The organism is Streptomyces sp. NPDC046716 (assembly GCF_040645755.1).
Taxonomy (GTDB): Bacteria; Actinomycetota; Actinomycetes; order Streptomycetales; family Streptomycetaceae; genus Streptomyces.
This window is the reverse complement of the sequence record NZ_JBEYYU010000078.1, coordinates 1-12488: the sequence shown is the minus strand read 5'-3', so window position 1 is coordinate 12488 and position 12488 is coordinate 1. Positions and strand designations below refer to the sequence as shown.

The 12488-nt window shown below is 71.6% G+C and carries 10 protein-coding genes; 7 read left to right on the top strand and 3 right to left on the bottom strand.

All coding sequences use genetic code 11. The features are described from left to right. Positions 1 to 17 precede the first annotated feature (17 nt). The 3 genes from ABZ930_RS36645 (at position 18) to ABZ930_RS36635 (ending at position 5315) form a co-directional block, all read left to right on the top strand. Positions 18 to 941: a DUF3027 domain-containing protein gene (locus ABZ930_RS36645; protein ID WP_361558201.1), complete on the top strand. Its 924-nt coding sequence runs from the start codon at positions 18 to 20 to the stop codon at positions 939 to 941. A 153-nt stretch (positions 942 to 1094) separates the two neighbouring features. Further along, on the top strand, positions 1095 to 4220 hold the full coding sequence (locus ABZ930_RS36640) for a molecular chaperone Hsp90 (RefSeq protein ID WP_361558198.1): 3126 nt from the start codon (positions 1095 to 1097) through the stop codon (positions 4218 to 4220). 204 nt (positions 4221 to 4424) lie between these two features. Further along, positions 4425 to 5315, top strand: coding sequence for a DUF5707 domain-containing protein (locus ABZ930_RS36635; RefSeq protein WP_361558195.1), 891 nt, complete (start codon positions 4425 to 4427; stop codon positions 5313 to 5315). A 12-nt stretch (positions 5316 to 5327) separates the two neighbouring features. Here the strand turns inward: ABZ930_RS36635 and ABZ930_RS36630 are convergent, their stop codons facing one another. Together ABZ930_RS36630 and ABZ930_RS36625 are read right to left on the bottom strand one after the other, a co-directional pair. Next, entirely contained in the window at positions 5328 to 7742 is a 2415-nt protein-coding gene (locus ABZ930_RS36630) for an HAD-IC family P-type ATPase (RefSeq protein WP_361558192.1), read from the bottom strand. 351 nt (positions 7743 to 8093) lie between these two features. Further along, positions 8094 to 8360 carry a DUF2530 domain-containing protein gene (locus ABZ930_RS36625; protein WP_361558189.1) on the bottom strand — a complete coding sequence of 89 codons (267 nt, stop codon included), beginning with the start codon at positions 8358 to 8360 and terminating at the stop codon, positions 8094 to 8096. A 236-nt stretch (positions 8361 to 8596) separates the two neighbouring features. Between ABZ930_RS36625 and ABZ930_RS36620 the strand changes: the two genes are divergently transcribed. Further along, positions 8597 to 10042: an NCS2 family permease gene (locus ABZ930_RS36620; RefSeq protein ID WP_111665354.1), complete on the top strand. Its 1446-nt coding sequence runs from the start codon at positions 8597 to 8599 to the stop codon at positions 10040 to 10042. Between the two features lie 20 nt (positions 10043 to 10062). Here ABZ930_RS36620 and ABZ930_RS36615 read toward each other — a convergent pair whose 3' ends face one another. Continuing rightward, on the bottom strand, positions 10063 to 10245 hold the full coding sequence (locus ABZ930_RS36615) for a ribbon-helix-helix protein, CopG family (protein ID WP_078506238.1): 183 nt from the start codon (positions 10243 to 10245) through the stop codon (positions 10063 to 10065). A gap of 192 nt (positions 10246 to 10437) precedes the next feature. Here ABZ930_RS36615 and ABZ930_RS36610 point away from each other — a divergent pair, with 192 nt between their 5' ends. The 3 genes from ABZ930_RS36610 to ABZ930_RS36600 all read left to right on the top strand — a co-directional run. Continuing rightward, positions 10438 to 10875: a MarR family transcriptional regulator gene (locus ABZ930_RS36610; RefSeq protein WP_111665353.1), complete on the top strand. Its 438-nt coding sequence runs from the start codon at positions 10438 to 10440 to the stop codon at positions 10873 to 10875. 66 nt (positions 10876 to 10941) lie between these two features. Then, the gene (locus ABZ930_RS36605; protein WP_361558185.1) at positions 10942 to 12291 is read left to right on the top strand and encodes an MFS transporter; all 1350 of its coding nucleotides are present in this window, start codon (positions 10942 to 10944) and stop codon (positions 12289 to 12291) included. Beyond that, positions 12288 to 12488 (top strand): hypothetical protein (locus tag ABZ930_RS36600; protein WP_361558182.1); only part of this gene is annotated, 201 nt, incomplete at its 3' end. The genes ABZ930_RS36605 and ABZ930_RS36600, both read left to right, overlap by 4 nt.

Genomic DNA, 12488 nt, shown 5'->3' with positions numbered 1-12488 from the left:
GGAGAGAAGCGATACCTGTGAGCGCAGCGACAACGCGAAGCCGCACCCCCGACCGCCTGTGCGCCGAGGCGGTCGACATCGCCCGGGCGGCCGCCGAGGAGGCCGCCGCCCCCGGAGTGGTCGGCGAGCACGTCGAGACGGTCGTCGAGGGCGACCGCGTCGTCACGCATCTCTTCGAGTGCAAGGACTTCGGGTACCGGGGCTGGCGCTGGGCCGTCACGGTCGCCCGCGCCTCCCGCGCCAAGTACGTCACCCTCGACGAGGTCGTGCTGCTGCCGGGACCCGACGCCCTCCTCGCCCCCGAGTGGGTGCCGTGGAGCGAGCGGCTGCGCCCCGGTGACCTCGGTCCCGGCGATCTGCTGCCCACCGAGTCCGACGATCTGCGCCTGGAGCCCGGGTTCTCCGGCGAGGACGCGCCCGCGCCGAACTCGCCCGTCTCCCCGGAGATGGCCGAGCTGGTCGAGGCCGAGGACGTCGAGCTCACCGACGGACCTGTGGCCGAGCTGCCGGTGGTGCCCGCCCGCGGGTCGATCACCTCGGTCGCCGAGGAGCTGGGCATGCGGCGCGCCCGGGTCCTGTCGCGGTACGGGCTGCATGTCGCGGCCGACCGCTGGGAGGAGACCTTCGGCGCGAAGACCCCGATGGCGCAGGCCGCGCCGGCGACGTGTGTCTCGTGCGGGTTCCTCTGTCCGATCGGGGGGTCGCTCGGGCAGGCGTTCGGAGTCTGTGCCAATGAGTTCTCGCCGGCCGACGGGCGGGTCGTGTCGCTGTCGTACGGGTGCGGTGGGCATTCCGAGGCCGCCGTCATGCCGAAGCCTCCGCAGCGCGCCGAGCCGGTGATCGACGAGACCGTGGTGGACGTCCTTCCGCTGCGGCCGGAGCCCGACGCGGGTTCGGTCGGCGCCGTCGCCGAGGGCGCCGACGACCTGGGTCACTCGTAGCGCCGGTTCTTCGCCCGCGGGCCTTTCAGGGGCGCGGGGAACTGCGCGATCAGCCACGGTGAGAGCCGCAGCCGGCAACGCGCCCCTCGGGGCACCCCAGTGGCCGCGATACCGTTCGGGCCGATCGTTGCAGCCGGCCAGAGGAGTGCACCCGTGAGCGTCAGCGAACCCGCGCCGGAGGGCATCGACCCCTTCGGCACCGCCCGACTGCGGCGGGGCGTGCTGGACGCCTGGGCGGCCAGCGCCGCCCGGTTCCGGGAGGACGCCAACGCCGAGGAGGACCTCGCGCTCGGCGGCTACCGCGACCGCCTGGTCGTCGAACTCGCCCAGAACGCCGCCGACGCCGCCGCCCGCACGGGCGCGGAGGGCCGCCTCGCCCTCACCCTGAAGGACGGCGTCCTCGCCGCCGCGAACACCGGCGCCCCGCTCGACGCGACCGGCGTCGAATCCCTGTCCACCCTGCGCGCCTCGGCGAAGCGGGAGGACGCGACGGGCGCCGTGGGCCGGTTCGGCGTCGGCTTCGCCGCCGTCCTCGCGGTCTCCGACGAACCCGCCGTCCTCGGCCGCACCGGCGGCGTCCGCTGGTCCCTGGCCGAAGCCCGGGACGCCGCCGCCGACACGGCCCTGAACAGCCCCGCGCTCGGCGACGAACTGCGCCGCCGCGACGGCCACGTACCGCTGCTCAGGCTGCCGTTCGCGGCCGAGGGCCAGGCCCCCGACCCGTACGACACCGTCGTCGTGCTGCCGCTGCGCGACGCCGCCGCCGAGGCCCTCGCCGCCCGGCTGCTCGACGAGATCGACGACACGCTGCTGCTGGCCCTGCCGGGGCTCGCCGAGGTCACCGTCACCACCGACGACGGCACCCGCACCCTGCGCCGCACCGCGCCGGACGCCACCACCCCGTACACCGTCATCACCGACGACGCCCGGGAACCCGCCGCCCTGCGCTGGCGCACCGTCGCCCACCAGGGCGCGCTCGGCGCCGACCTGCTCGCCGACCGGCCCGTCGAGGAGCGCCTCCGCCCGCACTGGTCCGTCACCTGGGCCGTGCCCGTGGACGACGACGGCGCCCCGCGACGGCCCGTCAGCGCGCCCGTGCTGCACGCCCCGACGCCCAGCGACGAGCCGCTCGGCGTGCCCGCGCTGCTCATCGCGTCGTTCCCGCTGGACACCGCCCGGCGGCACGTCGCGCCCGGGCCGCTCACCGACCACCTCGTGCAGCGCGCCGCCGACGCCTACGCCGAACTCCTCGAAGGCTGGCGCCCGGTGGGCCCCGGCATCCTCGACCTGGTCCCCGGGCCGCTCGGCAAGAGCGAGCTGGACGGTGCCCTGCGCGCCGCCATCCTGGAGCGCCTGCCGCGCACTCCGTTCCTGCCCCCCGCGCTCGAACCTGGCGAGGACCGTCCCGACGCCCTCAAGCCCCGGGACGCCGAGGTCGTCGAGGGGGCGGGCGCCGATACCGTGCGCGTCCTCGCCGACGTCCTGCCGAGCCTGCTGCCCGCCGGACTCGAACGCCGTACCGAACTGCGGACCCTTGGCGTCGCCCGGTTGCCGCTGACCGAGGCGATCGACCGGCTCGCCGGACTGGAGAAGGAGCCCGGCTGGTGGCGGCGGCTCTACGAGTCCCTGGCCGGAGTCGACCCGGACCGGCTCAGCGGCCTGCCCGTGCCGCTCGCCGGAGGCCGCACCACCATCGGCCCGCGCCAGGTGCTGCTGCCCACCGCCGAGGCCACCGCCGTCCCCGGCGACGCGCTGGCCCGCCTCGGCCTGAAGGTCGCCCACCCGGACGCCGCCCACCCGCTCCTGGAGAAGCTGGGCGCGCTGCCCGCCACGCCCCGCGCGGTCCTCACCACCCCGCAGGTCCGCGCGGCCGTCGCCGCCTCCCTCGACGACGAACCCGCCTGGGACGACGAGGGCACCCTGGGCGCCGACGAACTCGCGGACGTCGTGCTGACCCTGGTCCGCGACGCCCACCTCGACACCGGCGACGAACCCTGGCTCGGCGCCCTCGCCCTGCCCGACGAGGACGGCGAACTCGCCCCCGCCGCCGAGCTCCTCCTCCCCGGCAGCCCGCTCGCCGGTGTCCTCCGTGAGGGTGAACTCCCTTACGTGGACGACGAATTCGCCGAACGCTGGGGCGAGGCCCCGCTCGCGGCGTGCGGGGTGCTCGCCACGTTCGCCCTCGTCCGCGCCACCGATGTGGTCCTCGACCCCGACGAACTCGACCCCCGGGACAGCGATTTCCCCGAACCCGACGACGCCGGGCTGCTCGACGCCGTCGACGTGTGGTGCGAGGACGTCCTCGACCGGCTGCCCGACACGCCCGTACCGCCGGTCGCCACCGAGCTGGTCGCCGTACGGGACCTGGACCTCGTCGACGAGGACCGCTGGCCGCAGGCGCTCGCGCTGCTCGCCCAGCCGCCGCTGCGGGACGCCCTCACGCAGCCGGTCCGCGTCCTGCTGCCCGACGGCCGCCACGAACTCGTCCGCCCGTACACCGCCTGGTGGCTGCGCGGCAATCCGGTGCTCGACGGCCGCCGCCCCGCCGGACTGCGCGCGGCGGGCGGCGACCCGCTGCTCGAGGGGCTCTACGAGCCGGTGGACGCCGCCGGTTTCGAGGACGAGCAGGTGCTGCGCGCCCTCGGGGTGCGCACCTCCGTCGCCGCCCTCCTCGACGAGCCCGGCGGCGCCGCCGAACTCCTGGACCGGCTCGCCGATCCGGAGCGGCCGGTCGGGCCCGCCCAACTCCACGCGGTCTACGGTCTGCTGGCCGACCTCGACCCCGAACAGGTGACGCTGCCCGACGAGGTGCGGGCCGTGCGGGACGGCGAGGTCGTCGTGGCCGACGCCGCCGACGCGCTGGTCGCCGACGCCCCCGATCTGATCCCGCTGGCCAGCGGGCTGCCGCTGCTGCCGGTCGCCCCGGCGCGGGCGGCGGAACTCGCCGAGCTGTTCCAGGTGCGGCGCCTCAGCGAGGCCGTCGCCGCCGAACCGACCGGCACCGACGCCACCGAGCACCCCGTGCCCGACTCCGTCCGCACGCTCCTGGGGGCGGCGACCCCGGCCACGTACCTGGAGTACGAGGAGCTGTACGTCGGCGGGGCCGAGGCCGACTGGCGGCGCACCGCCGACGGCACCGTGCACGCCGCGACCCTGGAGGGCGTCGCCGCCGGGCTCGCCTGGGCGGCGGGGCAGTGGCCGCGCCGGTTCGAGGTGGCGGCTCTCCTTGAGGACCCGTCCAGGACCGCCGAGTTGGCGCGGGACCGCTGGTTCGACTGACCGGCGTATGGCCCCCGGAGGGATTTCGGGGGCCGTGGGTTCCCTTCCGGCGGGGAGAGTCATGTCACAGCGCATCGGTTGATTCCCGTACAACCAGACCGGTCCGCCACAGGTCTATCCCGCGAGTCAACAGACTCCTAGACCACTTGGGACCTGCGTGATGGCATCCGCACCGCAGGTCCCCTTCTCCACCATGGGGAACACATGCGCATTCGTGCCACCGCGGCCGCCGTGACGGTCTCCGGCGCCCTTGCCCTCACCGCGATCGCCGTCCCGGCGCAGGCCGACAGCGTCTGGGACGGGGCGGCCATCGGCGCCCAGGCCAAGGCCGCGCTGAAGGCCGGCCACGCCACCTCCTTCGCCGCCCGGTCCGCGGCCGTGGACGACGAGCAGGTCGGCGACACGGCTGTCTCGAACGTCGTCGTGAACGGCGGCAAGGACGTCGTCCTCGGCATCTCCGCCAAGGCGAAGTTCAAGGTGACCTTCACCGCCACGGACGACTCCGGCATCGACAACACGTCCGGGGCCGCGATCGTCTACCACGGCTCGGACCTGGACTCCTCCAACATCGGCGCCCTGCCGAACGAGGACACCGACGGCTCCACCACCACCTGCAAGACGGTGAGCGCCACCAAGTCCACTTGCACCCTCAACTTCACCGTCGACCCGCTGTGGCTGTACAACACCGACGCCGGGTCGTGGAAGGTCTGGGTCGGCGCCCAGGGCAAGGACTACGACTACTCCGTCCGCGAGAACGCCAAGACGTTCAGCACCAAGCGCTACGCCAAGCTGAGCACCAACGCCACCCCGGAGCCCATCAAGAAGGGCAAGACCCTCACGGTCAAGGGTGCCCTCACGCGTGCCAACTGGGACACCAGCAAGTACGCGGGCTACACCAAGCAGAAGGTCACCCTGCAGTTCCGCAAGAAGACCTCCAGCACCTACAGCACCCTGAAGACGGTCACGTCGGACTCCAAGGGCAACCTGAGCACCACGGTGAAGGCGTCCGCCGACGGCTACTTCCGCTACAAGTTCGCGGGTACGTCCACGACCCCGGCCGTGACGTCCACGAGCGACTTCGTCGACGTCCGCTGACCGGCTAGCCGGTCACACCGGAAAGCGGCGGCCGACCCACTTCCACAGGAATTCGAGGACGGCCGCCGCGACCACCGAGACACCCACGGCGGTCCACGGCATCACCGCGCCGACCAGCTTCAGGGCGAAGAAGTCCTGGAGCCACGGCACGGCCAGGACCAGCAGGAAGCCGAGACCCATCGCCGCCACCAGGCAGACCCGCCACCACGTGTAGGGGCGGGCGATGATGGCCAGCACCCACATCGAGATCAGGAACAGGGTGAGCGTGGCGGCGCTGGTCTCGGCGTTCAGCGCGTCGGAGCCCGTGTAGTAGTGCCGGGCCACCATGTACATCACGAACGTCGCGATCCCGGCGACGGCGCCGCCCGGAATCGCGTACCGCATCACGCGTTTCACGAAGTGCGGCTTGGCGCGCTCCTTGTTGGGCGCGAGCGCGAGGAAGAACGCGGGGACGCCGATCGTCAGCGTCGACAGCAGCGTCAAGTGCCGGGGCAGGAACGGGTATTCGACCTGGAAGCAGACCACGAGCAGTGCGAGCAGCACCGAGTAGACGGTCTTGACCAGGAACAGCGTCGCCACCCGGGTGATGTTGCCGATGACCCGGCGGCCCTCGGCGACCACCGAGGGCAGCGTCGCGAAGCTGTTGTCGAGCAGCACGATCTGCGCGACCGCGCGGGTGGCCTCGGAGCCCGAGCCCATCGAGACGCCGATGTCGGCGTCCTTCAGGGCCAGTACGTCGTTCACCCCGTCGCCCGTCATCGCGACCGTGTGCCCGTGCGACTGGAGCGCCGCGACCATGTCCCGCTTCTGCTGCGGGGTGACCCGGCCGAACACCGTGCCCTCGTCCAGCTTGTCCGCCATCGCCGACTGGTCGGCCGGCAGGGTGCGGGCGTCGACCGTGTTCTCGGCGCCGGGCAGGTCCAGCTTGGCGGCCACGGCGCCGACCGACACCGCGTTGTCCCCGGAGATCACCTTCGCCTTGACGTCCTGCTCGGCGAAGTAGCGCAGGGTGTCGCCGGCGTCGGGGCGCAGCCGCTGCTCCAGGACGACGAGGGCGGCCGGTTCGGCGTCGTCCTTCGCCGCCGGGTCGGAGAGGCTGTCGTGCTTCCCGCCGACGCGGGCGAGCAGCAGGACCCGCAGGCCCTGCCGGTTCAGCTCGTCGACCTCCGCGAGGGCCGGGCTCTCGGCCGGGAGCAGGACGTCGGGGGCGCCGAGGAGCCAGGCGCTGGTCGTCCCGTCGCCCTCGCTGAAGGCGGCGCCGCTGTACTTGCGGGCCGACGAGAACGGCAGCGCCTCGGTGCAGCGCCACTCCTCGGCCGCCGGGTAGGCGTCGATGACGGCCTGGAGGGAGGCGTTCGGGCGGGGGTCGGACTCGCCGAGCGCGCCGAGGACCTGGGCGACGTACTCCTCGCCGAACTCCGTGCCGTTCAGCGGGCGCAGCTCGGAGACGTCCATGCCGCCCTCGGTGAGCGTGCCCGTCTTGTCGAGGCAGACCGTGTCGACGCGGGCCAGGCCCTCGATCGCCGGGAGTTCCTGGACGAGGCACTGTTTCCGGCCGAGCCGGATGACGCCGATCGCGAAGGCCACCGAGGTCAGCAGCACGAGCCCTTCGGGGACCATGGGGACGATGCCGCCCACGGTGCGCGCGACGGAGTCCTTGAATCCGTGCTCCTTGACGACCAACTGGCTGATGACCAGGCCGATCGCGGTCGGGATCATCATCCACTGGACGTACTTGAGGATGGTGGAGATGCCGGTGCGCAGCTCGGACTGGACGAGCGTGAACCGGCTCGCCTCCTCGGCCAGCTGCGCCGCGTACGCCTCGCGGCCCACCTTCGTGGCGGTGAACGCGCCGCCGCCCGCGACCACGAACGAGCCCGACATCACCGGGTCGCCGGGCTGCTTCACGACCGGGTCGGCCTCGCCGGTCAGCAGCGACTCGTCGATCTCCAGGCCGTCGGCCTCCGCGCACTCGCCGTCCACGACGATCTTGTCGCCGGGGCCGATCTCGATGAGGTCGCCGAGCACGATCTCGGAGGTGGAGACGGCGGTCGCGACGCCGTCGCGGCGGACGGTGGGCTTGGCCTCGCCGATCACCGCGAGGGAGTCGAGGGTCTTCTTCGCCCGCCACTCCTGGATGATGCCGATGCCCGTGTTGGCCAGGATCACGTAGCCGAAGAGGCTGTCCTGGAACGGGGCGACGGCCAGCATGATCAGCCAGAGCACACCGATGATCGCGTTGAACCGGGTGAAGACGTTGGCCCGGACGATCTCGCTGAGCGAGCGGGAGCTGCGCAGGGGGACGTCGTTGACCTCACCGCGGGCCCTGCGCTCCTCGACCTCGGCGCCGGTCAGGCCGGTCGCCCTCGACGGCAGGGGCCTCGGGTGCACGGGGTCGAGCTCCGGGCCCGCGTCGATGTGCGTCATGTCTCCGACGGTACGGGGGGATCGGGGGGTTCACCCGTCGGGCGGGGCGATATCCGTCCCGGGGAGGAGGCGCACCTAGGGGTTGTCCTTCGCCCGCGGCCCGGTGGCCGCTTCTCGCGCAGTTCCCCGCGCCCCTGAGGCTGCGCTCCGCGCGCCTCCCGAAGAGGGCAACCGGTCGCGCGCCTCTCTCGATGAGATGCCGCACGAAGTGCGCATCTCAGGGGCGCGGGGAACTGCGCGAGAAGCGGCCACCGGCCGTCAGCCGACGACGAGACGGATGTCTTTGGGGGCGCGGGGAACTGCGCGACCAGCCACGACGGTGGCGCGCGTGAAGGACTGCCCGGACGGGGGTCAGTCGGGGAGGGCGGAGCCGCTGGCGGCGGCGCGCTTCAGTGCGGCGTCCCGGCCGCGGACGTACCAGATGCCGATCAGGCCCAGGCCGCCACCGGCCAGACAGGTCCAGACCCACCACGTGTGCCCGTGGTCGTCGAACCAGCCGTAGAACGGCAGCTGTACGAGGAAGAGGACGAACCACAGGATCGTGCCGCCGGTGATGGTGGCGACGACCGGGCCCTCCAGGGGCTCCGGCGCCTCATGTTTCGGTGTCCACTTCGCCATGAGGACAGCTTAACGACAGCCCCGAAACCCCTCGCAGCCCCCGCCCCCCAAGGGTCTACGCGCGGAGATAGCGATTTCCGGCTCATATGTTCATACTGAAACCGCCTGAGAATGGCTACTTCTGTTCGTACGAAACACCAATGGGAGCGACGGGGATCCCCACTGGTGGCCACGCGTAGACCAGACTTGATCACATCCTGCCCACTGGGCACCGCTGAAAATCGCTGAGGTCATCCATGTCCACTTCGGCCACCGCCCCGGTCGATGTCAACGAGCAGCCGCCGGAGCCCAAGAACGGGCTCGACCGCTACTTCAAGATCTCCGAGCGCGGCTCGACCGTCCCGCGCGAGATCCGTGGTGGCCTCGCCACGTTCTTCGCGATGGCCTACATCATCGTGCTGAACCCGATCATCCTCGGCAGCGCGAAGGACATGTACGGGCACCAGCTCGACAACGGCCAGCTGGTCACCGCGACCGCCCTGACCGCCGCCTTCACCACGCTGCTCATGGGCGTCATCGGCAACGTGCCGATCGCGCTGGCGGCCGGCCTCGGTGTGAACACGGTCGTCGCGCTCCAGCTCGCCCCGCGCATGTCGTGGCCGGACGCGATGGGCATGGTCGTCCTCGCGGGCTTCGTGGTGATGATCCTGGTCGCCACCGGCCTGCGCGAGCGCGTCATGAACGCGGTGCCGCTCAGCCTGCGCAAGGGCATCGCGATCGGTATCGGCCTGTTCATCATGCTGATCGGTCTGGTCGACTCCGGCTTCGTGAGCCGTATCCCGGACGCCGCGCACACCACCGTGCCGCTCCAGCTCGGCGCCGACGGTCACCTGAACGGGTGGCCGGTCCTCATCTTCGTCCTCGGTGTGCTGCTGACCCTGGCGCTGCTGGTCCGCAAGGTGCCGGGCGCGATCCTGATCTCGATCGTCGTGATGACCGTCGCCGCGGTGATCGTCAACGCCGTCGCCAAGATCCCGTCCTGGGGCCTGACCACGCCGAAGTGGCCGGGCAACCCGGTCGCCACCCCCGACTTCGGGCTCGTCGGCAAGGTCAGCCTGTTCGGCGGCTTCGAGAAGGTCGGCATCCTCACCGGCGTCCTCTTCGTCTTCACCGTGCTGCTGTCGTGCTTCTTCGACGCCATGGGCACGATCATGGGCATCAGCGACGAGGCGCACCTGACCGACGAGAACGGCCAGATGCCCGGCATGAACAAGGTGCTCTTCATCGACGGCATCGCCGTCGCCGCCGGTGGCGCCTCGTCCTCCTCCGCCACCACCTGCTTCGTGGAGTCCACGGCCGGTGTCGGTGAGGGCGCCCGTACGGGCCTGGCCAACGTCGTCACCGGCGCGCTCTTCGCCGTCGCGCTGTTCCTCACGCCGATCGCCACGATGGTCCCGTCCCAGGCGGCCACGCCCGCGCTGCTCGCGGTCGGCTTCCTGATCCTGTCGGGCGGCATCCGCGCGATCGACTGGGACGACTGGACGGTCGCCATCCCGGCCTTCATCACGATGCTGATGATGCCGTTCACGTACTCGATCACCAACGGCATCGGCATGGGCTTCATCGCCTTCACCGTGCTGCGCGTGGTCGCGGGCCGGGCCAAGGAGGTGCCGGTCGCCATGTACGCCGTGTCGGCCGTGTTCGCCTTCTACTACCTGATGCCGGCCCTCGGCCTCACCTGATCCCCCTGCTGCGGGGCGGCTCAGGCCGCCCCGTAGAACCTCTCCGTCTCCTCGACCGACGTCTTGAAGCGTTCGTCGAAATCGTCCCGAATGAGCGTCCGGACCACATAGTCCTGGACGCTCATTCCTCTTTTCGCGGCATGCCCCTTGAGACGGTCGAGCAGCTCACCGTCTATCCGCAGGCTGAGCACTGTCGATCCCATGCGAACAGCGTCGCGGGGCGCATCGCCCGGGCGTGTCGCTTTTCGGATGTGCCTCACTCGTTTGAGTGACGTGAGGTTTCCGGTGCCGTGGTGCGTGGTGCGGGTGCGTGATGTGGGTGCGTGGTGGGGATCACGGGCAGAGGAGTGCATCCCGGTGGTAGTTAGGCACAGTAATGAGTTACGCTAACGAACATGCCGGACCTCTCCCATGGCGACGATGCCGCCGCTGTGAACTCCCTGCGCTCCGCCGTGATGCGCCTGTCACGCCGACTCAAGCACCAGCGGGTCGACGAATCGCTGAGCCCCACCGAGATGTCGGTGCTCGGCACCCTCGCCGGATGCGGCTCCGCCACCCCGGGTGAGCTGGCCCGCAAGGAGCATGTGCAGCCGCCGTCGATGACCCGCATCGTCGCGCTCCTGGAGGCCAAGGGCCTGGTCCGGCTCGAGCCTCATCCCGAGGACCGCCGGCAGAAGGTCGTCACGTCCACCGAGCAGGCCGAGACCATGCTCCTGGAGTCCCGCCGCAAGCGGAACGCGTGGCTGGCGAACCTGGTCGACGGCCTGGACGAGGACGAGTGGGCCAAGCTCCGCGAGGCCGCGCCCGTCCTGGAGAAGCTGGCCCACCTGTGACCGACCGCCGCTGAACACCTGCCACTGCCACGTCGCTGAGCCGACCGCCGAGGAGGCGAACCCACTTTGAGTACGGGATCCGGAGCAGACTCCGCCCCCGCACCTACCCCTCCTACACTCCCCGCGTCCGCGGGCAAGTCCTCGATGTTCGCCAGCCTGCGCGTGCGCAACTACCGGCTGTTCGCGACCGGGGCCGTCATCTCCAACACCGGCACCTGGATGGCCCGCATCACCCAGGACTGGCTGGTGCTCTCCCTGACCGGTTCCTCCGCCGCCGTGGGTGTCACCACGGCGATGCAGTTCCTGCCGATGCTGCTCTTCGGGCTGTACGGGGGAGTGATCGCCGACCGGTTCAAGCGGCGCAACCTGCTGTTCTGCACCCAGGGCGCGATGAGCCTGTCGGGCCTGTTCCTGGCCGTACTGACCCTGTCCGGCCACGTACAGGTCTGGCACGTCTACGCCGCCGCCTTCTTCACCGGGCTCGTGACCGTCGTCGACAACCCCTCGCGGCAGTCCTTCGTGTCCGAACTGGTGGGCCCCGACCAGGTCCGCAACGCCGTCTCGCTGAACTCGGCGAACTTCCAGTCCGCCCGGCTCATCGGCCCCGCCGTCGCGTCCGCGCTGACCGCCGCCGTCGGGCCCGGCTGGGCCTTCCTCGCCAACGGGCTCTCGTTCCTCGCGCCGCTCACCGGGCTGCTGCTGATGCGGACGCGTGAGCTGCACGAGATCAAGCGGACGCCGCGCGGCAAGGGGCAGCTCAAGGAGGGCCTGAACTACGTCTCCAAGCACCCCGAGCTGATCTGGCCGATCGTGCTCGTCGGGTTCGTGGGCACCTTCGGGTTCAACTTCCCGATCTGGCTGAGCGCGTTCGCCGACGACGTGTTCCACGGCGGGGTCGGGCAGTACGGCATGTTCAACACGCTGATGGCGATCGGCTCGCTGGCCGGGGCGCTGCTCGCCGCGCGGCGGCGCTCCGCTCGGCTGCGGGTGCTCGTGGGGGCCGCGATCGGGTTCGGGGTGCTGGAGATCCTGGCCGCGTTCGCGCCCGGCGTCTGGCTGTTCGCCCCGCTCGTGGTGATCCTCGGCGTCCTCGGCATCACGACCAACGTCACCGCCAACTCGTCCGTGCAGATGGCGACCGATCCCGAGATGCGGGGGCGGGTGATGTCCCTGTACTTCATGGTCTTCACCGGTGGTACGCCGCTGGGCGGGCCGTTGTTCGGATGGCTGGCCGACCAGTACGGGGTGCGGGTCAGTTTCATGCTGGGCGGGCTGATCTGCGCCGGGGCCGCGGTGCTGGTGGGGTTGATGCTGGCCCGGGCCGCCAATCTCCGGCTCAAGGTGGACCTGCGACGCGGCGAGCGCCACGTCCAGTTCGTTCCCCGCGAGCCGGTGCCGGTCGCTGCGGTGGCGTGACCGTCTGCCGGGCTGCGGCCGTGTCGCGGCTGCGGCCCGGTGGGGGCTGGTCGCGCAGTTCCCCGCGCCCCTGGGTCGTTCTTCGTCCGCGGGCCGGTGGCCGCTTCTCGCGCAGTTCCCCGCGCCCCTGCGACGAGGACGGCCTGGACCTGCTTGGCCACGGCCTCCTCGATCTGGGCGTTCTGCGCGAACTGCCA

Excerpts from the sequence above, each read along its gene's own strand:
- ABZ930_RS36630 (WP_361558192.1), bottom strand. The coding sequence starts at position 7,742 with ATGACGCACATCGACGCGGGCCCGGAGCTCGACCCCGTGCACCCGAGG.
- ABZ930_RS36610 (WP_111665353.1), top strand. The coding sequence starts at position 10,438 with ATGCCGGACCTCTCCCATGGCGACGATGCCGCCGCTGTGAACTCCCTG.
- ABZ930_RS36620 (WP_111665354.1), top strand. The coding sequence starts at position 8,597 with ATGTCCACTTCGGCCACCGCCCCGGTCGATGTCAACGAGCAGCCGCCG.
- ABZ930_RS36615 (WP_078506238.1), bottom strand. The coding sequence starts at position 10,245 with ATGGGATCGACAGTGCTCAGCCTGCGGATAGACGGTGAGCTGCTCGAC.
- ABZ930_RS36635 (WP_361558195.1), top strand. The coding sequence starts at position 4,425 with ATGCGCATTCGTGCCACCGCGGCCGCCGTGACGGTCTCCGGCGCCCTT.
- ABZ930_RS36625 (WP_361558189.1), bottom strand. The coding sequence starts at position 8,360 with ATGGCGAAGTGGACACCGAAACATGAGGCGCCGGAGCCCCTGGAGGGC.